We start from the raw sequence: 21,725 nt of genomic DNA, 5'->3' as shown, positions 1-21,725 counted from the left end.
CAGGCCAACAACGGCCTGAAGAGGTGGATAAATAAGGAGTCAAGGGCGCAGCGCCGCGCCCTTTTGATTAACGAGTCACTTCGATCTTCGCCAGTTTCTCGTAATAGCATGCCAGCGCGCTGTGGTCGGCATTGCCCAGACCGTCTGCACGCAGCGCCTGCATCATCTCCATCACTGCGGCTGTGAGCGGCAACTGCGCGCCAACGCCGTGCGAGGTATCCAGCGCGTTGGAAAGGTCTTTGATATGCAGATCAATACGGAAGCCCGGTTTGAAGTTGCGATCCATCACCATCGGCGCTTTCGCGTCCAGCACGGTGCTGCCCGCCAGCCCGCCACGAATCGCCTGGTAGACCAGATCCGGGTTAACGCCCGCTTTAGTCGCCAGCGTCAGCGCTTCAGACATCGCGGCAATATTCAGCGCCACGATCACCTGGTTCGCCAGTTTGGTCACGTTGCCCGCGCCGATATCACCGGTGTGCACCACAGAACCCGCCATCGCTTTCAGCAGATCGTAATATTTGTCGAAAATCGCTTTGTCCCCGCCCACCATCACCGACAGCGTGCCGTCGATGGCTTTCGGCTCGCCGCCGCTGACCGGCGCGTCCAGCATGTCAATGCCTTTCGCTTTCAGCGCCTCGCTGATTTCACGGCTGGCCAGCGGTGCGATGGAGCTCATGTCGATAAGCACAGTACCAGGCTTCGCGCCTTCGATGATGCCGCCTTCGCCCAGCGCCACTTCTTTTACGTGCGGGGAGTTCGGCAGCATGGTGATAATCACATCGCACTGCTCAGCAACGGCTTTCGCGCTGGTTACGGCTTCAGCGCCTGCGGCAATCACTTCAGCCACGGCATCCTGGTTACGATCCACGACCACCAGTGAGTAACCGGCTTTAATGAGGTTTTTACTCATTGGTTTACCCATGATACCCAGGCCAATGAAACCAACTTTCATCGTCATAATTGCGTCTCTCTCTTTAATGGTGGTTTGATTATTTCTTAAAGGTGTCGGCCAGCTTCTGCGTGGCTGAGCGGAACACGCCAAGGTCGCTGCCAACGGCTACCACGGTCGCGCCCCATTCGAGGTAGCGGCGTGCGTCGGCTTCAACCGGCGCCAGAATACCGCTCGGTTTGTTGTGCGCTTTGGCGCGCGCAAAAATGTGTTGAATGGTGCGCTGTACTTCCGGGTGCGCGGCATTGCCGATGTAACCCAGCGTGGCGGCCAGATCGCTCGGGCCAACAAACACGCCGTCTACGCCGTCGGTTGCCAGAATGGCATCGAGGTTATCCACCCCCGCCTGGCTTTCGATCTGCACCAGAATCGAGATGTTGGCGTTGGACTGGCGAAAATAATCCGGCACGGTGCCGAACATATTGGCGCGGTGCGAAACAGAGACACCGCGAATGCCTTCCGGCGGATAGCGGGTCGCTGCCACGGCGTTTACCGCTTCTTCTTCGGTTTCGACAAACGGGATCAGGAAGTTATAGAAACCGATATCCAGCAGGCGTTTGATAATCACCGGATCGTTGGTCGGAACCCGCACCACCGGCGCGCTAACGCTGCCCTTTAATGCCATTAATTGCGGTACAAAAGTGAGCACGTCGTTTGGGGCGTGTTCGCCGTCCAGTAGCAGCCAGTCAAAACCCGCCAGGCCCAGAACTTCAGTGCTGATATGACTACCCAGCGCAGACCAACAACCGATTTGAATCTGTTGCGCCGCCAGCGCGGCCTTGAATTTGTTGGGGAAGATATCGTTATTCATCTTTTGTACCTTAATGAGTTGTTGCTTATTTCTTCAGTTCCATACGTTTGATGTCGCCAACCACGAACAGGTAGCAGACCATCATCATCAGCGCTGAACAGCCTACGAACACCAACGCACCGTTGAAAGAATGCAACTCTTTAACCATGTATCCGATAACCAGCGGCGTCACGATAGAGGCCACATTACCGAACACGTTGAAGACGCCACCGCACAAACCCACAATCTCTTTCGGCGCGACATCGGAAATCACCGGCCAGCCCAGCGCGCCAAAACCTTTACCAAAAAACGCCAGCGCCATCAGGGCAATAACCAGTGCGGTGTTATCGGTGTAGTTACACAGAATGATGCTTGAAGCCAGTAACATCCCGACCACGATAGGGAATTTACGTGCCACGGTCAGCGAGGAACCGCGCTTAATCAGGTAATCAGAGAAAAATCCGCCGAGCACGCCACCGGCAAAACCGCACAGCGCCGGAATGGAGGCAACAAACCCGACTTTGAGGATCGACATGCCTTTTTCCTGCACCAGATAAATCGGGAACCAGGTCAGGAAGAACCAGGTAATGGTGTTAAGGAAGTACTGACCAAAAAACACGCCAAGCATCATACGGTTGCACAGCAGTTGCTTGATGTAATCCATTTTAGGACCGGCGTTTTTACTGTCGTCCGTTTTTTTGTGGTCCATATCCACGACCGCGCCATTCTGCGCGATGTACTCCAGCTCTTCGCGGGACATACGAGGGTGGTCAGTTGGGTTGTGGACAAATTTCACCCAGGCGAAGGTCAGCACAAAACCGATCGCGCCCATCACGGTAAACACATGCTCCCAGCCCCAGGCGAAAGTCAGCCAGCCCAGCAGCGGTGAGAACAGCGCCAGAGAGAAATACTGCGCAGAGTTAAAAATCGCAGAAGCTGTACCGCGCTCTTTTGCCGGGAACCAGGCCGCAACGATGCGGGCGTTCGCCGGAAATGATGGCGCTTCTGAGAAGCCGAGCATAAAACGCATGAAAAACATGGAAATCCCGGCCCAGGCGATCGGGAAAACATCAACAAAACCCTGCAGGAAAGTGAAGAGCGACCAGAAAAACAGACTCCAGGTATAAACCTTTTTCGAACCGAAGCGGTCAAGCAACCAACCGCCAGGGATTTGCATCAGCAGGTAAGCCCAACCGAATGCAGAAAAAATGTAGCCCATTGAGACAGAATCAAGTTGCAGCTCTTTCGCAACCTCTGTCCCGGCAATGGACAGCGTAGCGCGGTCTGCATAGTTAACAGCAGTAACAATAAATATAATCAGCAAAATTAAATAACGGGTTGGTAAGCCCCGTTTTGTTTCAACGGCATGTTCAACAGTCATTTTAATTTCCTTGGGCACCGCCAAATTTAAAATATAATTATTGTGATGTTTCTTATCTGATTTAATTTAAGCACCCGAACTTATATCAGATAATTGGCACGTCGATTTTATTAGCGCTCAGTATAATCAGCGTCATCATGTCACACACTGGAGGGTTGCTCAATTTTAACCTTGTACAAAAAGAATAATTTGAGCATATGCACATACGCCTGGGCGCTAATGCACAGTTCTTGCAATAGACAGCCGCACCAGACGGGAGATCACAATAATAAGTGATGCAGATCACATTTTATTATTTAAACTCCTGACATCCTTATTTCAGCAAATGAGATTTTTATTTCTGATATTAATTACAGAGTAAAGAATGGTTCCTCTTTTTATTGAGTAATGCATCGTACAGTTAGCTGGAGATTACTTAACAATGTCCGACATTGAAATTAGACAGCAACCGCCAGGGGCGTTTTATATTAAGGTACACGACACGGATAATGTCGCGATCATCGTTAATGACAATGGCTTAAAAGCGGGAACCCGTTTTCCGGATGGACTCGAGCTGATTGAGCATATTCCGCAAGGCCATAAAGTGGCGCTGGTGGATATTCCCCATCACGGTGAGATTGTGCGTTACGGCGAAGTGATTGGTTACGCTGTACGCGACATTGCACGCGGTAGCTGGATTGATGAATCCACCGTTGAACTACCAAAAGCGCCGCCGCTGAATACGCTGCCGCTGGCGACCAAAGTCCCTGAGCCGCTGCCACCGCTGGAAGGTTACACCTTTGAAGGCTACCGCAATGCGGACGGCAGCGTCGGCACTAAAAATCTGCTGGGCATCACCACCAGCGTGCATTGCGTGGCAGGCGTTGTCGATTATGTCGTGAAGATTATCGAACGCGATCTGCTGCCGAAGTACCCGAATGTGGACGGCGTCGTCGGTCTGAACCATCTCTATGGCTGCGGCGTGGCGATTAACGCACCGGCTGCGGTGATCCCCATTCGTACTATCCATAACCTCGCGCTGAACCCGAACTTTGGCGGTGAAGTGATGGTGATTGGTCTCGGTTGCGAAAAATTACAGCCGGAACGTCTGCTGCAGGGCACTGAAGATGTGCAGGCCATTCCGGTCGACAGCGCCAGCATTGTGCGTTTGCAGGATGAGCATCACGTGGGTTTCCGCTCGATGGTGGACGACATTCTGCAGGTGGCTGAACGCCACCTGGTGAAGCTGAATCAGCGCAAACGTGAAACCTGCCCGGCCTCCGAACTGGTTGTCGGCATGCAGTGCGGCGGCAGCGATGCGTTCTCCGGCGTTACCGCCAACCCGGCGGTTGGCTTTGCATCTGACCTGATTATTCGCTGCGGCGGCACGGTAATGTTCTCGGAAGTGACCGAAGTGCGCGACGCGATCCACTTACTGACCCCGCGCGCCATTAACGAAGAAGTGGGCAAACGTCTGCTGGAAGAGATGGCCTGGTACGATAACTATCTCGATATGGGCAAAACCGACCGCAGCGCCAACCCCTCTCCGGGGAACAAAAAAGGCGGCCTGGCGAACGTGGTCGAGAAAGCGCTGGGTTCAATTGCGAAATCCGGTAAGAGCGCCATTTCTGAAGTGCTCTCTCCCGGCCAACGCCCTACCAAACGCGGCCTGATTTACGCAGCAACGCCGGCGAGCGACTTCGTCTGCGGTACGCAGCAGGTCTCTTCCGGGATTACCGTACAGGTCTTTACCACCGGTCGCGGTACGCCTTACGGCCTGGTTGCGGTGCCGGTGATTAAGATGGCAACACGTACCGAGCTGGCGAACCGCTGGTATGACTTAATGGATATCAACGCCGGGACGATCGCCACGGGCGAAGAGACGATTGAAGATGTGGGCTGGAAACTGTTCCACTTCATCCTGGATGTCGCCAGCGGCCGTAAGAAAACCTTTTCGGATCAATGGGGCCTGCACAACCAACTGGCGGTGTTTAACCCGGCTCCGGTGACCTGATTTTTATAAGAAAAGTAAACCTCACTTTTTAAGCATGGCGCAGGCCATGCTTTTTTTTCGTTCGGTTTGTCGCTCAGCCGTTCTGCTGTTCCAGCGCGTATTTATACAACGCGTTTTTCTTCACGCCGTGGATTTCCGCCGCCAGCGCGGCCGCTTTTTTCAGCGGCAGCTCGGTTTGCAGTAACACCAGCGTGCGTAATGCATCGGCGGGTAACTCATCTTCCTGCGCCTTGTGCCCTTCGACGATCAGTACCATCTCGCCTTTGCGGCGGTTCTCATCCTCTTTAACCCATGCCAGCAGCTCGCCCACCGGCGCCCCCTGAATGGTTTCCCAGGTTTTGGTCAGCTCGCGCGCCAGTACCACATAGCGGGATTCCCCCCATACGGCGACCATATCTTCCAGGCTTTCCAGCAGACGGTGAGTGGATTCATAAAAAATGAGGGTACGGCTTTCGGTTTCCAGCCCTTTGAGCGTATCGCGACGCCCTTTCGATTTGGCGGGCAGGAAACCTTCGTAACAGAAACGATCCGATGGCAGCCCGGCGGCGCTTAACGCGGCGATGGCCGCACACGGCCCCGGCAACGGCACCACGCGGATACCAGCCTCGCGGCAGGTACGCACCAGATGGTAGCCCGGATCGTTAATCAGCGGCGTTCCGGCGTCGGAAACCAGCGCAATGTTCTGCCCCTCTTTTAATTTCGCCACCAGCGTTTCGGCTTTTTGCTGCTCATTATGGTCGTGCAGCGCAAACAAACGGGCATTAATGGCGAAGTGCTGGAGCAGTAAACCGGTGTGGCGGGTATCTTCAGCGGCAATTAAATCAACGGCTTGTAACACGTTAAGCGCGCGCTGCGTAATATCAGCCAAATTCCCGATAGGAGTAGGTACAATATAGAGCTGACCTTGAGAATTCTCCGCCGATTCGTGTTGTTTCATTGTTTCATCCGTATTGCCGATTTAATATTGAGCATTGCGTAAAAATTATCACTGGATACAGTATGCTACCGTCAAGATTTCTACGTTCGAAAGCCACGCGCTGCCTGCCTGTGGTGCTCGCCGCCCTGCTGTTTGCAGGCTGCGGCACGCAATCGACAGACCAGAGCGCCTCGCATATGCAGGGCGAAGCGCAGGCCGATTCTGGCTATTACCTGCAGCAGATGCAGCAAAGCACAGATGATAGCAAGACCAACTGGCAATTACTCGCCATTCGTGCACTGCTGAAAGAGGGAAAAACCCAGCAGGCCGGCGAACTGTTTGCCCAGCTGCCGCAGGATCTGAGCGATAATCAGCGCAAAGAACGCACGTTGCTCGCTGCCGAAATGAAACTGGCGCAGAAGGATTTTGCCGGTGCGAAAGCGCAACTCAACAAACTCGATCCCGCCGATCTTGAGCAGAACCAGCAAGCGCGTTACTGGCAAATTGGCATTTCCGCCTCGCAAGGCAAGCCTTCTCTGACGCTGCTGCGCGCGCTCATTGCCCAGCAGCCGCTGTTGAGTAAACCGGAAGAGAAGCAGAAAAACATCGACGCCACCTGGCAAGCGCTGGCCTCTATGACGCAAGATCAGGCCAGAGCGCTGGTGATCAACGCCGATGAAGTGACGCTGCAAGGCTGGCTCGACCTGCAACGCATGTGGTTCGACAACCGCAACGACCCCAATATGCTGAAAGCTGGCATTACCGACTGGCAAACGCGCTACCCGCAAAACCCGGCGGCGAAAATGTTGCCTGGCCAGTTGTCGAACTTGCAAAACTTTAAACCAGCAGCAACCAACAAAATCGCGCTGCTGTTGCCGTTAAATGGCCAGGCGGCAGTGTTTAGCCGCGCTATTCAGCAGGGTTTTGAAGCGGCGAAAAACGGCATTGCCCCGGTTTCCGGCCCGGCTGTTCCGCAGCAAGTTGCCCAGGCCGCGACCGCAGCCGTTGTCAGCCCGGCAGACGCGAATGTGAATGACCTGACCAACGCCCCGGCGCAGCAAAATGCAGCTGCACCGAATGTTCAACAAGCGCAAGCACCGGATAGCGCAGCACAAAGTGACGCAGCAGCAACGAATTCCGCCGCCACTGCTCAGCAAGATCCGGCAGCCACAACGCCCGCTCAGCCGACCGACGCTAATGCGACTCAGCCGGTCGCTGCACCTGCCGTGGCAGGCACACCGGCGAATCCTGGCGCTGAGCTGAAAGTGTACGATACCAGTGCGCAACCGATGGATCAGATCCTCAACCAGGTTCAGCAGGATGGCGCCAGCATCGTGGTCGGCCCGCTGCTCAAAAACAATGTTGAAGAGCTGATGCGCAGCAACACGTCGCTGAACGTGCTGGCGCTTAACCAGCCGGAGCATGTCGAAAACCGCGCCAACATTTGCTACTTCGCCCTCTCACCAGAGGATGAAGCCCACGATGCCGCACGCCATATCTTTGAGCAGGGTCGTCATGCGCCGCTGCTGCTGGTGCCACGCAGCGCATTGGGTGAACGCGTCAGCACCGCGTTTGCCGATGAGTGGAAAAAACTGGGCGGCGGCGTTGTGTTAGCGCAAAAATTCGGTTCCACCGCTGAACTGCGCATGGGGCTGAACGGTCGCTCTGGCATCGCGCTGACCGGTAGCCCGGTTGCTTCCAGCCTGCCACAGCAGCCAGGCGTGACGGTTGGCGGTCTGAATATTCCGGCGCCGCCGACGGATGCGCAAATTAGCGGTAGCGGCAGCGTTGACGCGGTGTATATCGTCGCCACGCAGGATGAAATCGCACTGATTAAACCGATGATTACTCTGCGTACCGGCAGCCAGAGCGGTGTGATGCTGTACGCCAGCTCACGCAGTGCGCAGGGCGGCGCAGGCCCGGATTTCCGGCTTGAAATGGAAGGCCTGCAATTCAACGAAATCCCGATGCTTGCCGGCGCAAATCCGTCGCTGATGCAGCAAGCGCTGAAAAGCGTGAATAACGACTACTCGCTGGCGCGTTTGTACGCGATGGGCGCGGATGCCTGGTCGCTGGCGAATAACTTCTCGCAAATGCGTCAGGTGCCGGGTTTTGAGCTGAACGGCAATACCGGCGATTTAACGGCTACACAGGACTGCGTGATCAACAGGAAGTTGTCATGGCTCAAATACCAACAGGGGCAAATCGTCCCGGCGAATTAAGCCGTAAGCAGACCGGCGACGTGTGGGAAGCGAAAGCGCGTCGCCTGCTGGAAAGCAAAGGACTGCATTTTATCGCCGCCAATGTGCGCGAGCGCGGCGGCGAAATCGATCTGATAATGCGACACGGCAAGACCACCGTGTTTATTGAAGTGCGCTACCGAAAATCGGCGCGTTTTGGCGGTGCGGCAAGCAGCGTCACCCGCGCCAAGCAAGCCAAACTGCTGCATACCGCGCGTTTATGGCTGGCCCGGCACAATGGGAGTTTTGACACTGTGGATTGCCGGTTTGATGTGGTAGCCTTCACCGAAAATGATGTTGAGTGGATAGCCAACGCCTTTAACGACCACTCATGATTGGCTCAATGATAGGGATTACCGTGCTCGAACGAATTAAAGTCTGCTTTACGGAAAGCATTCAAACCCAAATTGCGGCGGCGGAAGCGCTACCTGATGCCATTTCCCGAGCAGCCATGACGATGGTTCACTCCCTGCTGAATGGCAACAAAATCCTCTGTTGTGGCAACGGGACATCTGCCGCCAACGCACAGCATTTTGCTGCCAGCATGATCAACCGTTTTGAAACAGAACGTCCTAGTTTACCTGCCATTGCACTTAATACCGATAATGTGGTCTTAACCGCGATAGCAAATGACCGTCTGCATGATGAAATTTATGCCAAGCAGGTTCGGGCGCTCGGCCATACCGGCGATATTTTATTAGCCATCTCAACGCGTGGTAACAGTCGTGATATCGTTAAAGCCGTCGAAGCGGCGGTGACGCGCGATATGTCGATCATTGCGTTGACGGGCTACGACGGTGGCGAGCTGGCGGGTCTGCTGGGGCCGCAGGATGTCGAAATTCGTATTCCTTCCCACCGCAGCGCGCGCATCCAGGAAATGCACATGCTAACGGTAAATTGCTTATGCGATCTGATTGATAACACGCTTTTTCCTCACCAGGATGATTAAGGAGTACACATGAAGGCATTTACGCCCCTCGCAGTCCTTATTTCCGCGCTGCTGTTACAGGGTTGTGTTGGCGCAGTGGTGGTAGGTTCCGCAGCCGTGGGCACAAAAGCCGCGACGGATCCGCGAACCGTTGGCACCCAGGTGGATGACAGCACGCTGGAACTACGCGTGAATAGCGCGCTGTCGAAAGACGAACAAATTAAGAAAGAAGCGCGTGTTAACGTCACCGCCTACCAGGGGAAAGTGCTGCTGACAGGCCAGGCACCGAATACCGATCTCTCTTCGCGGGCAAAACAGATTGCCGTTGGCGTGGAAGGGACAACCGAAGTCTTTAACGAGATCCGCCAGGGTCAGCCGATTGGTCTGGGTACGGCCTCTTCCGATACCTGGATCACCACCAAAGTGCGCTCGCAGTTGCTGAGCAGCGACCAGGTGAAATCGTCAAACGTGAAAGTGACGACAGAAAACGGTGAAGTGTTCCTGATGGGGCTGGTCACCGAGCGTGAAGGCCGCGCCGCCGCAGATATCGCCAGCCGCGTAAGCGGGGTGAAACATGTGACCACCGCCTTTACCCTGCTTAAATAAACCCGCAGTCATGAAAAAGCCCGGTCAAAACCGGGCTTTTTTTCGCGCAGTAGTAGGCTTACAGCAGCGCAATAGTTCCGGTTATCATCCCGCACAGCGCCACCAGGCCGCCGGTCAGCCACAGGGCTTTCGCCGGGAAAGATTTACGCAGCATAACGAGCGATGGCAGGCTAACCGCCGGCAGCGTAATCAGCAGCGCCAGGGCAGGCGCCATGCCCATCCCCGCCAGCATCATGGTTTGCACAATGGGAATTTCTGCCGCCGTGGGGATAACAAACAGGCAACCGACAATCGCCATCGCAATCACCCACAGCAATGTGTTATCCACCGCGCCATCCGCATGCGGGAACAGCCAGACGCGCGCCGCACCGAGAACCAGCACCGCGAGGATATAGACCGGAATGGTGCTCCAGAACAGTTGCCATAACGCCTTGCCCCAGCGCGCCATAAAGCTGCCCTGCGGCTCCGGCAAGGTGATCTCCACCGGCTCTGCCTGTTGCGGGCTATCTTTCACCAGCATCTGTACCAGCGTTGCCACGCCGAGCACGGTGACCAGACCGGCAACCAGGCGGATTGCGGCGAAATGCCAGCCAAGCACAAACCCCATAAACACCAGCGTTGCCGGGTTCAGCAGCGGGTTGCCCATCCAGAACGCCAGCGCACCGCCCATCGAAACGCGCTGACGCCGCATACCCGCCGCCACCGGCGCCGCACAGCAGGAGCACATCATGCCAGGCAGAGAAAATAACGTACCAAACAGGGTGCCGCTAAAGCGTTTTTGCCCCAGCGTGCGCAGCAACCAGTCGCGCGGGATAAGCACCTGAATCAACGAACCGAGCAGCACACCGAGTACGGCTGCTTTCCAGACGGCGAGAAAATAGACCATGGCATAATCAAGCGCCGCCTGAAACGGGCTGGAGTCGGCCTGGGAAAGAATGGATTTACCGATGCTGTGTGTCTCGGCGGCGGTGAATGCTTTGCCGTAATAAGGCTGCCATTTCACGTACCAAAGACCAATGATAACAACAAGAAAGAACAGAGCGGGTTTCCACCATTGAACAGGTGTTGCCGCCTGAGGTGAAGACTGACCAGTCATAACATTCCCCGGGGATATATTTATAAGCCCGAGAATAGTACGCCGTGATAACTATTTTGCCAATGTGCTATCCGCTGCGATCACCCGTAGCTGCGCGGATTTCACTACCCGGACAGGCTGGCTCGCAGGCAAAAATGCCAGCGCCAGCATTGCGCGGGCAACGTCGTGGGCGGAAATCGACTTCCAGTTGCCCGGCAACAGGCGGAAAAGCGGTGCCAGCAACGATTCATTGACCCGTTTTTTCTCCCGATCCCCCAGCAGCATTGACGGGCGGACGATGGTCAGCGACGGCCACTGTTGCGCCATCAACGCGTTTTCCATCTCACCTTTTACGTGATTGTAGAAAAACGGCGAGCGCGCGTTTGCTCCCATTGAACTGACCACCAGCATTTGCGTGGCGCCAAGGCGCAGGCCGGTGATTGCCGTGTCCACCACCAGCGTGTAATCAGCAAGCACAAATGCCTCTTTGCTACCCGCCTCACGCCGGGTTGTACCGAGGCAACAAAAAACCGTATCGACCGGTTCCGTGACCAGTGCCAGCGCGTCACTGAGCTGAGGATCGTGCGGGTTCGCAACACCAGAGATGCCCTGCAACGGTCGGCGAGTCGGCGCCGTGATCGCGTCAATGCGCGGGTCGCTGTTCAGCAACCGCAACAGATGCCCGCCAACCAGACCGGTGGCACCGGTGATTAATACACGTTGCATCGCTTCCCCCTTTGCAGATGAATCTGTGTTGCAATGTCAGCCTGCTGAACCAGGCTTAGTGTGCTGGTGAGTTATCAGTATGCATAACTCCCTTTCTGAAGCCAAAACAACGGAGGAAGTATGAGCAAGAAAATTGCTGTCTTGATCACCGACGAGTTTGAAGATTCAGAATTCACCTCTCCGGCCCATGAATTCCGCAAGGCCGGTCATGAGGTTATTACGATTGAGAAACAGGCCGGGAAAACCATTCACGGCAAAAAGGGCGAAGCGGAAGTGGTAATTGATAAAGCCATTGATGAAGTGCGCCCGGCAGACTTTGACGCGCTGCTGCTGCCGGGGGGACACTCGCCTGACTATCTGCGCGGCGACGATCGTTTTGTCACCTTCACGCGCGATTTCATCAGCACTGGCAAGCCGGTCTTCGCCATTTGCCACGGTCCGCAGTTGCTGATCAGCGCCGATGCGATACGCGGGCGTAAGCTCACGGCGGTGAAACCGATTGTGGTGGATGTGAAAAACGCCGGGGGTGAGTTCTACGACCAGGAAGTGGTGGTCGATAAAGATCAGCTGGTTACCAGCCGTACTCCCGATGATTTGCCCGCATTTAATCGCGAAGCGCTGCGCTTATTGGGTGCCTGAGTCGCGGATCCAGTGCAGTTTTTTACCAAAACCCAGCGTGTTATCGGTGAACTTCAATTCGTGAAGACGAATTTCCCACATCGGGGCAGATAATACGCGGGCGACCGGAAAGCGACGATTGTACTTCGCACGCAACGTCGCACTCTCTTCGCTGTCGAGGCGGCGGATCTCGCCGGTGAACTGCACGCCGCGAATTAGCGCCACGGTTTTTGGCTGGCCGTTTACCGTGCCTGCTACCTGCGCTTTCAAACCCGTCATCTGTGAATGGCGGGTTTGATCCTCGCTCAGGATATAAAACGCGACCGCTTGCGGATCATAAAAATAGAACGCGTTCGCACACCATAACTCTCCCCGATTCGCCACACACCACGTGACAACATGCTGCTTCGCCAGCCAGCGATTAATGGCTGCTAGAGTCTCCATTTTTTCCCTTCCCCATGTTATTTTTCTTTTACATTAACATACTGAACATCGTCATGACGCCCTGGTTTCTTTACCTTATTCGCACCGCTGACAACATGCTCTACACCGGTATTACCACCGATGTCGCACGGCGTTTTACCCAGCATCAATCCGGGAAAGGCGCAAAAGCGTTACGGGGAAAAGGCGCGCTGGCGCTGGCTTTTTCAGCCGAGGTGGGGGAAAGGTCGCTGGCACTGCGGCTGGAGTACCGCATTAAGCAGTTAACCAAGCGCCAGAAAGAGCGCCTCGTCGCCGGGGATGGCTCGTTCGAGGCGCTGCGGGAAAGCCTGTTATCTGTGACCGTTAAAAACGATTGAAATGATCGCTGTATTCAACCAGACCATTGACGCCATTGAACGCGTCATCCGCCAGACGATGAACTAAAAACGCGTCATGGCTTGCTGGCCAGCGGCAGCGCAAGTCATACTGCGCCGCCTTCTCAAACCCGAGACGGCTATAAAACGCGGGATCACCTAAAGTGACCACCGCCGCATAACCAAACTCGTTGAGTGAATCCAGCCCTTCATACACTAACTGACGCGCAATACCCTGCCCGCGGTACTGCTCATCAACGGCCAGCGGCGCAAGCCCGACCCATTGCAGCTCTTCACCGGCGACCGAAACCGGGCTAAACGCCACGTAGCCAATGACCTGACCTTCGTCATCGGTCGCAACAAATCCCAGCGTGATCAGCCCGTCTTCGCGCAGATCGTGCACCAGCGTCGCTTCCGCTTCGCCGTCAAAACTACGGCGCAGCAGCGCGTCGATACCGGGAGCATCAATGGGAATTTCAACTCTAATCAGCATGGCTCACCTACAGAAGGTTGTGTCGTTGCAGGCGGCGCTTGCAGGCCAGCCTCAACAAATTCCGCCAGCTGCAGCAGCATCACCCGCAGGGGTTTTGGCATCTGCTCCAGCTCAATGGCGTCCATCAGGTTTTTCACGTACAGCCCAAGTTCCGTATCGCCTTCAATCACCAGACGGCGCTGGAAAAACAGCGTATCGGGATCCTGCTTACGCGCAGCAATCATCAGCAAATCGCTGGCGTCCGCGCTGAAGCTGACATCCGCATCGGCAGATTCACGCACAATCATCTGCCCATCTGCAACAGAGGTATACCACGTCAGGCCAATATCCCGAACCTGGATACTTAACCAGCGGCCTTCCAGAAACTCAAGTTCTCCGTCCGCCAGCGCCTGTTGGAATTGCCAACGCAGCACCTGCTCCAACACCTGACGTTTGATGGCAAAAGGCGTCAGCTTAACCGGCACGCTCAGTAACGACGGGCCAACGTGAACAAGACGTGAGCGCAATTTATCCAACACGAGCTTTACTCCCTGAAATGATAATGACTGCTATTTTGCCACAATCGCCAAATGGCATAGCGGCACAAATCAACAATTACGAATAAACAGCCGGGGATTATTGGCGCCATCAATACGCATTTAACTGCCTCAAATCAAAAATTGTCGCTGACAGGTTAACTAAAATCCCAGTTCATTAACAACTTAGCGACCCCACGGGGTACATCCGGGCCATAGCGCCCCTGATTGCAGGATACACTATGGAGTTGCTCTGCCCTGCCGGAAACCTTCCGGCGCTGAAGGCGGCCATCGAAAACGGTGCCGACGCTGTGTATATCGGCCTGAAAGATGATACCAACGCCCGCCATTTCGCCGGTCTTAATTTTACCGAGAAGAAGCTGCAGGAAGCGGTCAGCTTTGTTCATCAACACCGCCGCAAGCTGCATATCGCCATTAACACATTTGCGCATCCTGATGGCTATCAACGCTGGGAGCGCGCCGTTGATATGGCGGCGCAGATTGGCGCTGACGCGCTGATCCTGGCGGATTTAGCGATGCTGGAATATGCAGCCGAGCGCTATCCGCATATTGAGCGCCACGTCTCCGTCCAGGCTTCCGCGACCAACGAAGAGGCGATTCGTTTTTACCATCGCCACTTTGACGTGGCGCGCGTGGTGCTGCCGCGCGTGTTATCGATTCACCAGGTCAAGCAACTGGCGCGCGTCACGCCGGTGCCGCTGGAAGTGTTCGCTTTTGGCAGCCTGTGCATTATGGCGGAAGGTCGCTGCTATCTCTCTTCTTACCTGACTGGCGAATCGCCCAATACCGTGGGCGCCTGTTCTCCGGCGCGTTTTGTGCGCTGGCAGCAAACGCCGCAGGGGCTGGAGTCCCGTCTTAACGAAGTGCTGATTGATCGCTATCAGGATGGCGAAAACGCCGGTTATCCGACCTTATGCAAAGGCCGCTATCTGGTGGATGGCGAGCGCTATCACGCGCTGGAAGAACCCACCAGCCTCAACACGCTGGAGCTGCTGCCAGAGCTGCTGGCCGCCAATATTGCCTCGGTAAAAATCGAGGGGCGCCAGCGCAGCCCGGCCTATGTCAGCCAGGTGGCAAAAGTATGGCGTCAGGCAATCGACCGTTGTATGGCCTCGCCGCAAGATTTTGTGCCGCAATCGGCCTGGATGGAAACGCTGGGGTCGATGTCGGAAGGCACTCAAACCACCCTCGGCGCGTATCACCGCAAATGGCAGTAGGAAAACCATGAAATATTCATTAGGGCCGGTGCTTTACTACTGGCCAAAAGAGACGCTGGAAGATTTTTATCGCCAGGCCGCCACCAGCCACGCCGATGTGATTTACCTTGGCGAAGCCGTCTGCAGCAAGCGCCGCGCCACCAAAGTGGGCGACTGGCTGGATATGGCCAAACAACTGGCGGGCAGCAGCAAGCAGGTTGTGCTTTCCACGCTGGCGCTGGTGCAGGCCTCTTCCGAATTAAACGAACTAAAACGTTACGTTGATAACGGCGAGTTTTTACTCGAAGCCAGCGACCTGGGCGTGGTGAATATGTGCGCCGAGCGCAAGCTGCCATTTGTCGCCGGGCATGCGCTCAACTGCTACAACGCGGTGGCGCTGCGTTTACTGCTCAAGCAAGGCATGGTGCGCTGGTGCATGCCGGTTGAGCTTTCACGCGACTGGCTGAAAAACTTACTCGATCAGTGTGATTCCCTCGGTATTCGTCAGCAATTTGAAGTGGAAGTGCTGAGCTACGGTCATCTGCCACTGGCTTACTCCGCGCGCTGCTTTACCGCCCGCTCCGAAGACAGACCCAAAGATGAGTGCGAAACTTGCTGCATTAAATACCCGAACGGACGCAGCATCCTTTCACAAGAGAATCAGCAAGTCTTTGTGCTCAACGGTATCCAGACGATGAGCGGCTATGTTTACAACCTTGGCAATGAGCTGGTCTCAATGAATGGCATTGTGGATATGGTGCGCCTGTCGCCGATGGGTAACGAGACGTTTGCCATGCTTGACGCGTTTAAGGCTAATGAAACGGGTAATGCGCCACTGCCGCTGGCATCTAATAGCGATTGCAACGGCTACTGGCGCAGGCTGCCGGGTCTGGCTTTACAGCAGTAATAAAAGCTCACTTTGTTAACAAGAATTGTCACAAGTTAATGCAGTATGAAAGTTGCAGCTTTTCTGGCCGGGCGCGGCACATTGCGCCAGGCTGGAAGAAGACCTTCAATCTGATGACAATGCTGTAGCAAAGTGAGTGTGTATGTCTGATAAAACGATCCCTTTTTCGGTGCTTGATCTTGCGCCGATCCCGCAGAACTCCAGCGCCCGCGAGGCGTTCACTCATTCGCTGGATCTGGCGAAACTGGCCGAACAGCGCGGTTATCATCGCTACTGGCTGGCAGAACACCACAATATGACCGGTATCGCCAGCGCGGCGACTTCCGTATTGATTGGCTATCTGGCGGCGAATACGCAAACTCTGCATTTGGGTTCCGGTGGCGTGATGCTGCCAAACCATTCACCGCTGGTGATTGCCGAGCAGTTCGGCACATTGAATACGCTCTACCCCGGGCGTATCGATCTCGGGCTTGGCCGCGCGCCAGGCAGCGACCAGCGCACCATGATGGCGCTGCGCCGCCATATGAGCGGTGATATCGACAATTTCCCGCGAGATGTCGCTGAACTGGTGGACTGGTTTGATGCCCGCGATCCAAACCCGCACGTACGACCGGTCCCGGGCTACGGTGAAAAAATCCCCGTCTGGCTGCTGGGCTCAAGCCTGTATAGCGCGCAACTGGCCGCACAACTGGGCTTACCGTTTGCCTTTGCTTCGCACTTCGCGCCGGATATGTTGTTCCAGGCGTTACATCTTTATCGCACCAACTTTACGCCTTCGGCGCGGCTGGAAAAACCGTATGCGATGGTGTGCATCAATATTGTCGCAGCCGACAGCAATCGCGATGCGGAATTCCTGTTTACCTCAATGCAGCAGGCTTTTGTGAAATTGCGCCGTGGTGAAAGCGCGCAGTTGCCGCCACCGATCCCCAATATGGATCAGTTCTGGTCACCGTCGGAACAATACGGCGTACAGCAGGCGTTGAGTATGTCGCTGGTGGGTGATAAAGCGAAAGTGCGCCACGGGCTGGAGTCGATTCTGCGGGAAACGGACGCCGATGAAATTATGGTCAACGGGCAGATTTTTGATCACCAGGCGCGGCTCTACTCGTTTGAGCTGGCGATGCAGGTGAAAGAAGAACTGCTCGGCTAGCGCAAAGATTCTCCTCTCCCATAAAGGAGAGGAGAGAAATAATTACTGGTAAACAGGTAGCAAATTAAAGCTGGAAAGCAGATGCACGACCGCGTTGCCGATGCCAAACAGCAGGATTAATACGATCATCGGCTTGCCACCCCACACGCGAAATGCCGGACTGCCAAAGCGCTTACGCGACGCATTTGCCAGCAATGCCGGAACAATCGCCGCCCATATCGTTGCTGCCAGACCCGCATAACCAATTGCATACAAAAAGCCGTTCGGCCACAGTAAGCCACCCACAATCGGCGGCAAAAAGGTCAGCAGCGCGGTTTTAAAACGTCCCAGCGGGGAATCATCAAACTTGAACAAGTCCGCCAGGTAGTCAAACAGCCCCAACGTCACGCCGAGGAAGGAACTGGCGACGGCAAAGTTTGAGAAGACAACCAGCAACAGATCCAGACTGCGGCTATTCAGCACGCCGCTCAGCGCCTGCACCAGCACATCGATATTCCCGCCTTTGGCCGCGATCTCAATAAACGCCGGACGCGGAATGTTGCCCATGGTAACCAGCAACCAAATCACATATAACCCCAGCGCCAGCAGCGTGCCGTAGACCAGGCAACGAATAATGGTACGCGGATCTTTGCCGTAGTATTTCATCAGGCTCGGCACATTGCCGTGGTAGCCAAACGAGGCCAGACAGAAGGGCAGCGTCATCAACAGATAAGGCGTGTACGAAGCATCGCTCTGAGCAACGTTAAATAAGGTTGCTGGCTCGACATGGCCCAACAGGCTGCCAAAAGTGAGGAAGAAGGTGATGACCTTCGCACCCAGTACAATCGCCGTCATTCGGCTGACAGCGTGTGTCGAGAGCCAGACGATAAATGCCACCAGCAGCGCAAAGGCAAGCCCGGCCAGACGCGGCGGGACATTCAGCGACATTTCCGCAAAGGTGTGGTGCAAGATAGAGCCGCTTGCCGAAATGTAGGCGTAAGTCAGGATATAGAGCACGAAAGCAATCGAGATACCGTTAACCAGGTTCCAGCCTTTTCCCAACAAATCTTTGGTGATGGTATCGAAGCTCGCGCCGCTCCGGTAATTCAGGTTGGCTTCAAGGATCATCAGCCCGGAGTGCAACATGCAAAACCAGGTAAAAACGAGCGCCAGCAATGACCAGAAAAACCACGCGCCGGACATCACCACCGGCAGTGAAAACATGCCTGCGCCAATGATCGTGCCGCCAATAATCACTACCCCGCCGAACAGCGAAGGGGAAGCTTGTGTGGTTGTCAGTGTCGACATCTGAATGATTCTCCTGTGGTGAGCAATGCCAGTAGTTCAGGCTGCTGCATTGTACCAGTACAGGAGTACATTACGGATAAAAAAAGCCCCAATCTTTTCGATCGGGGCTGTATCTATTTCTTTACAGACTGTAACGCAAATTATGCGTCGTTACGGCGACGCGGAGCGCTGTCGTCACGATCGCGACGCGGTGCACGACGTTCGCCACCGAAACTACGACCTTCCTGACGCTCACCGCTGAAACGACGGCCTTCACCACGACCACCTTCACGGCGTTCACCACCGAAACCGCCGCGACGCTCACCGCCACCACGACGTTCGCTACGCTCACGCGGCTGTGCATCGCCCAGCAGCTGCATATTCATCGGCTTGTTCAGAATACGCGTGCGAGTGAAGTGCTGCAGAACTTCGCCCGGCATGCCTTTCGGCAGCTCAATGGTAGAGTGAGTACCAAACAGTTTGATGTTACCAATGTAACGGCTGCTGATATCACCTTCGTTCGCGATAGCACCAACGATATGGCGTACTTCAACACCATCATCGCGGCCCACTTCGATACGATACAGTTCCATTTCACCAACATCACGACGTTCGCGACGCGGACGATCTTCGCCACCACGTTCGCCACGCGGACCACGATCGTTACGATCGCCACGGCGTTCGAAACGGTCATCACGATCGCGGAACTCACGTTTAGGACGCATCGGTGCATCCGGCGGGAGGATCAGCGGACGTTCGCCCTGAGCCATTTTCAGCAGTGCAGCGGCCAGCGTTTCAATGTCCATCTCTTCTTCAGCAGAAGGCTGGATTTTTGCCAGCAGCGCGCGGTACTGATCCAGATCGCTGCTTTCCAGCTGCTGCTGAACTTTAGCGGCGAATTTTTCCAGACGGCGTTTGCCCAGCAGCTCTGCGTTCGGCAGTTCCACTTCCGGAATGGTCAGTTTCATCGTACGTTCGATGTTACGCAGCAGACGACGCTCGCGGTTCTCAACGAACAGCAGTGCACGGCCCGCACGACCCGCACGACCGGTACGACCGATACGGTGAACGTAGGATTCAGAATCCATCGGAATGTCGTAGTTAACAACCAGGCTGATGCGCTCAACGTCCAGACCACGTGCTGCAACGTCAGTTGCAATCAGGATATCCAGACGACCGTCTTTCAGGCGCTCCAGTGTCTGCTCACGCAGTGCCTGGTTCATGTCACCGTTCAGTGCGGCGCTGTTATAGCCACTGCGTTCCAGCGCTTCAGCCACTTCCAGCGTTGCGTTTTTGGTACGAACGAAGATGATCGCCGCATCAAAATCTTCCGCTTCCAGGAAGCGAACCAGCGCTTCGTTTTTACGCATGCCGTATGCAGTCCAGTAGCTCTGGCTGATGTCCGGACGAGTCGTCACGCTGGATTGAATGCGCACTTCCTGCGGCTCTTTCATAAAGCGGCGAGTAATGCGACGGATTGCTTCCGGCATGGTGGCAGAGAACAGAGCGGTCTGATGACCTTCCGGGATCTGCGCCATGATGGTTTCTACGTCTTCGATAAAGCCCATGCGCAGCATTTCGTCGGCTTCATCCAGCACCAGACCGCTCAGTTTAGAGAGATCCAGCGTGCCGCGTTTCAGGTGATCCAACAGACGACCCGGCGTACCGACGACGATCTGTGGCCCCTGGCGAAGAGCGCGTAATTGCACGTCATAACGCTGGCCGCCGTACAGGGCTACCACGCTTACACCGCGCATATGTTTAGAGAAATCGGTCATTGCTTCAGCAACCTGAACCGCCAGTTCGCGGGTCGGAGCGAGCACAAGGATCTGCGGCGCACGCAGGTCCGGATCGATGTTGTTCAGCAGCGGCAGAGAAAACGCTGCAGTTTTACCGCTACCAGTCTGGGCCATGCCCAGCACGTCACGACCGTTCAGCAGGTGCGGGATGCACTCAGCCTGGATCGGAGATGGTTTTTCGTAACCGAGATCGTTAAGGGCTTCAAGGATGGGAGCCTTCAGGCCCAGATCTGCAAAAGTGGTTTCGAATTCAGCCATGTAGTACAAGTGCCTCTATGTCATTGGCGGCCAGTCTACATAACTCATCGTGAAAAAAATTAGCAATTTTCATTGAAAAGTGTGAACCGGCTCAAAGTAGGTTAATTAACGAACAATGAAGCCCTCACCCGCGAAGGTGATGGCAATCAAAAAAGATTACGGGCTGATATGTTCGTCAGCTATTGCTGGTCCGATTCTGCCAGGTCGTCATGCTCCTGGCCCAAGAGCGCTAATTCCAACAATGCATAACGATGCTCAACAAAATTATGGACGTTGTTGGCAACCGCTAGTTTGAACAGTGCCGTGGCGCTGTCCTTATCCCCCAGACTTAGGTAGTACTTACCTAAATAGAAGTTGGTTTCACTGAGATGCTCAGCGAGCGAGGTGTTATCCGTTGCGTCCGCCTTCAGGCGATCCATTAGCGTTGCTTCGCTAATGTCGCCGAGGTAGAACTCGACAATGTTCCATCCCCACTGTTCCTTGTCCGATTTTTCGAAGCGCTGCTTCAGTGCTTCTTTAGCCTGCTTCTCATTAAGCTTCCGCTCAACGATGTAAAGCCACAGACTCCGGAAAGGATCATTAGGATCGTCTTGATAAAACGCCAGCAGATCATCTTGCGCTAACTTGTCGCGACCGCCGTAATGCAGTGCGATCCCGCGATTCAAGTGCGCGTAGTTGTAAGTTGGATCAAGCTCAAGTACAGAATCAAACGCTTCATAGGCAGCATCAAAATTGCCTGCCTGCGTTAAATAAATGCCTAAGTAATTGAATACTTCCGGCATATCGGGTCGGATTGCCAGCGCTTGCGAGAAATCATTTCGCGCTAAGGCTCTCAAACCGAGGCTATCATACAACACTCCGCGCTCATATAAAAGCTGTGCGCGTTCGTCATCGGTTAAAGCCCGACTGGCAAGAATTTGTTCCATGCGTGCCAGAATCACTTCTTGCTGCAAAGTCGGTTGCAATGGCACCGCGAGGACTTCACTTTTACGCCAGGCAGAGTTGCTGCATCCTGCCAGCGTTAAAGCTGTCGCAACGAAACACCAGCGCAAAAAAGGCTTCATTTCCCACTCCCGAAGACAACAATTGGATGAACGTCCT

Annotated in this window: 23 protein-coding genes; 10 read left to right on the top strand and 13 right to left on the bottom strand. The window is 55.0% G+C overall.

What is annotated here, in order from left to right; all coding sequences use genetic code 11:
• Positions 1-67: 67 nt before the first annotated feature.
• Genes garR through O3S68_RS13450 form a run of 3 tightly spaced genes read right to left on the bottom strand, consistent with a single transcriptional unit; the run spans position 68 to position 3,120 of the window.
• Positions 68-958 (bottom strand): 2-hydroxy-3-oxopropionate reductase, encoded by an 891-nt coding sequence (garR, locus tag O3S68_RS13460; RefSeq protein ID WP_020455393.1) that lies wholly within the window; start codon positions 956-958, stop codon positions 68-70.
• Between the two features lie 31 nt (positions 959-989).
• The gene (gene garL / locus O3S68_RS13455; RefSeq protein ID WP_097405988.1) at positions 990-1,760 is read right to left on the bottom strand and encodes a 2-dehydro-3-deoxyglucarate aldolase; all 771 of its coding nucleotides are present in this window, start codon (positions 1,758-1,760) and stop codon (positions 990-992) included.
• A gap of 25 nt (positions 1,761-1,785) precedes the next feature.
• Positions 1,786-3,120: an MFS transporter gene (locus O3S68_RS13450; RefSeq protein ID WP_020455395.1), complete on the bottom strand. Its 1,335-nt coding sequence runs from the start codon at positions 3,118-3,120 to the stop codon at positions 1,786-1,788.
• A gap of 421 nt (positions 3,121-3,541) precedes the next feature.
• Here O3S68_RS13450 and garD point away from each other — a divergent pair, with 421 nt between their 5' ends.
• Positions 3,542-5,113: a galactarate dehydratase gene (gene garD, locus O3S68_RS13445; RefSeq protein WP_020455396.1), complete on the top strand. Its 1,572-nt coding sequence runs from the start codon at positions 3,542-3,544 to the stop codon at positions 5,111-5,113.
• A gap of 73 nt (positions 5,114-5,186) precedes the next feature.
• Here garD and rsmI read toward each other — a convergent pair whose 3' ends face one another.
• A complete protein-coding gene (rsmI, locus tag O3S68_RS13440) occupies positions 5,187-6,050 on the bottom strand; it encodes a 16S rRNA (cytidine(1402)-2'-O)-methyltransferase (RefSeq protein WP_269231718.1) in 864 nt (287 codons plus the stop codon).
• A gap of 62 nt (positions 6,051-6,112) precedes the next feature.
• On the opposite strand from rsmI, the gene O3S68_RS13435 reads away from it, so the two are divergent.
• From O3S68_RS13435 to dolP, 4 genes are read left to right on the top strand one after another with little or no spacing between them, the layout of a single operon-like run.
• Positions 6,113-8,251 (top strand): penicillin-binding protein activator, encoded by a 2,139-nt coding sequence (locus O3S68_RS13435; protein ID WP_269231717.1) that lies wholly within the window; start codon positions 6,113-6,115, stop codon positions 8,249-8,251.
• Positions 8,209-8,604, top strand: a complete 396-nt coding sequence (locus tag O3S68_RS13430) for a YraN family protein (protein WP_020455399.1) — start codon at positions 8,209-8,211, stop codon at positions 8,602-8,604. Before O3S68_RS13435 ends, O3S68_RS13430 begins: the two co-directional genes overlap by 43 nt.
• Before the next feature lie 23 nt (positions 8,605-8,627).
• Positions 8,628-9,218, top strand: coding sequence for a DnaA initiator-associating protein DiaA (gene diaA / locus O3S68_RS13425; protein WP_040016590.1), 591 nt, complete (start codon positions 8,628-8,630; stop codon positions 9,216-9,218).
• Between the two features lie 9 nt (positions 9,219-9,227).
• Complete coding sequence (dolP, locus tag O3S68_RS13420) at positions 9,228-9,803, top strand: division/outer membrane stress-associated lipid-binding lipoprotein (RefSeq protein WP_017457372.1); 576 nt, start codon at positions 9,228-9,230, stop codon at positions 9,801-9,803.
• A gap of 58 nt (positions 9,804-9,861) precedes the next feature.
• Here the strand turns inward: dolP and O3S68_RS13415 are convergent, their stop codons facing one another.
• Both O3S68_RS13415 and O3S68_RS13410 read right to left on the bottom strand, forming a co-directional pair.
• On the bottom strand, positions 9,862-10,899 hold the full coding sequence (locus tag O3S68_RS13415) for a permease (RefSeq protein WP_020455400.1): 1,038 nt from the start codon (positions 10,897-10,899) through the stop codon (positions 9,862-9,864).
• 51 nt (positions 10,900-10,950) lie between these two features.
• Positions 10,951-11,604 (bottom strand): NAD(P)H-binding protein, encoded by a 654-nt coding sequence (locus tag O3S68_RS13410; protein WP_269231716.1) that lies wholly within the window; start codon positions 11,602-11,604, stop codon positions 10,951-10,953.
• 120 nt (positions 11,605-11,724) lie between these two features.
• Here O3S68_RS13410 and O3S68_RS13405 point away from each other — a divergent pair, with 120 nt between their 5' ends.
• Entirely contained in the window at positions 11,725-12,243 is a 519-nt protein-coding gene (locus O3S68_RS13405; RefSeq protein ID WP_020455402.1) for a type 1 glutamine amidotransferase, read from the top strand.
• Here O3S68_RS13405 and O3S68_RS13400 read toward each other — a convergent pair.
• Positions 12,229-12,666: a YhbP family protein gene (locus O3S68_RS13400; protein ID WP_020455403.1), complete on the bottom strand. Its 438-nt coding sequence runs from the start codon at positions 12,664-12,666 to the stop codon at positions 12,229-12,231. The genes O3S68_RS13405 and O3S68_RS13400 overlap by 15 nt on opposite strands.
• 14 nt (positions 12,667-12,680) lie before the next feature.
• Here O3S68_RS13400 and O3S68_RS13395 point away from each other — a divergent pair, with 14 nt between their 5' ends.
• The gene (locus tag O3S68_RS13395) at positions 12,681-13,022 is read left to right on the top strand and encodes a GIY-YIG nuclease family protein (protein ID WP_373963074.1); all 342 of its coding nucleotides are present in this window, start codon (positions 12,681-12,683) and stop codon (positions 13,020-13,022) included.
• Here the strand turns inward: O3S68_RS13395 and O3S68_RS13390 are convergent.
• Positions 13,009-13,512, bottom strand: coding sequence for a GNAT family N-acetyltransferase (locus O3S68_RS13390; protein ID WP_269231715.1), 504 nt, complete (start codon positions 13,510-13,512; stop codon positions 13,009-13,011). The two genes, O3S68_RS13395 and O3S68_RS13390, sit on opposite strands and share 14 nt — an antisense overlap.
• Entirely contained in the window at positions 13,506-14,030 is a 525-nt protein-coding gene (gene ubiT / locus O3S68_RS13385) for a ubiquinone anaerobic biosynthesis accessory factor UbiT (RefSeq protein ID WP_020455406.1), read from the bottom strand. The genes O3S68_RS13390 and ubiT overlap by 7 nt, the downstream gene beginning before the upstream one ends.
• A 239-nt stretch (positions 14,031-14,269) precedes the next feature.
• Between ubiT and ubiU the strand changes: the two genes are divergently transcribed.
• The 3 genes from ubiU (at position 14,270) to O3S68_RS13370 (ending at position 17,301) form a co-directional block, all read left to right on the top strand.
• Positions 14,270-15,265: a ubiquinone anaerobic biosynthesis protein UbiU gene (gene ubiU, locus O3S68_RS13380; protein ID WP_020455407.1), complete on the top strand. Its 996-nt coding sequence runs from the start codon at positions 14,270-14,272 to the stop codon at positions 15,263-15,265.
• 7 nt (positions 15,266-15,272) lie between these two features.
• Positions 15,273-16,151, top strand: coding sequence for a U32 family peptidase (locus O3S68_RS13375; protein WP_269231714.1), 879 nt, complete (start codon positions 15,273-15,275; stop codon positions 16,149-16,151).
• A 142-nt stretch (positions 16,152-16,293) separates the two neighbouring features.
• Positions 16,294-17,301, top strand: coding sequence for a luciferase-like monooxygenase (locus tag O3S68_RS13370; protein WP_160268557.1), 1,008 nt, complete (start codon positions 16,294-16,296; stop codon positions 17,299-17,301).
• Between the two features lie 42 nt (positions 17,302-17,343).
• Here O3S68_RS13370 and mtr read toward each other — a convergent pair whose 3' ends face one another.
• From mtr to nlpI, 4 genes are all read right to left on the bottom strand, one after another.
• The gene (gene mtr / locus O3S68_RS13365; RefSeq protein ID WP_269231713.1) at positions 17,344-18,588 is read right to left on the bottom strand and encodes a tryptophan permease; all 1,245 of its coding nucleotides are present in this window, start codon (positions 18,586-18,588) and stop codon (positions 17,344-17,346) included.
• A gap of 140 nt (positions 18,589-18,728) precedes the next feature.
• Complete coding sequence (locus tag O3S68_RS13360; protein WP_045513214.1) at positions 18,729-20,624, bottom strand: DEAD/DEAH family ATP-dependent RNA helicase; 1,896 nt, start codon at positions 20,622-20,624, stop codon at positions 18,729-18,731.
• The gene (yrbN, locus tag O3S68_RS24295; protein WP_097400725.1) at positions 20,617-20,697 is read right to left on the bottom strand and encodes a protein YrbN; all 81 of its coding nucleotides are present in this window, start codon (positions 20,695-20,697) and stop codon (positions 20,617-20,619) included. The genes O3S68_RS13360 and yrbN overlap by 8 nt, the downstream gene beginning before the upstream one ends.
• A 106-nt stretch (positions 20,698-20,803) precedes the next feature.
• Positions 20,804-21,688, bottom strand: coding sequence for a lipoprotein NlpI (nlpI, locus tag O3S68_RS13355; RefSeq protein ID WP_020455412.1), 885 nt, complete (start codon positions 21,686-21,688; stop codon positions 20,804-20,806).
• Positions 21,689-21,725 lie beyond the last annotated feature (37 nt).

It is taken from the genome of Kosakonia sp. SOY2, assembly GCF_027109175.1.
GTDB lineage: Bacteria > Pseudomonadota > Gammaproteobacteria > Enterobacterales > Enterobacteriaceae > Kosakonia.
Note: the sequence above shows the minus strand (reverse complement) of the source record. Positions and strands in the feature narration are given on the sequence as shown.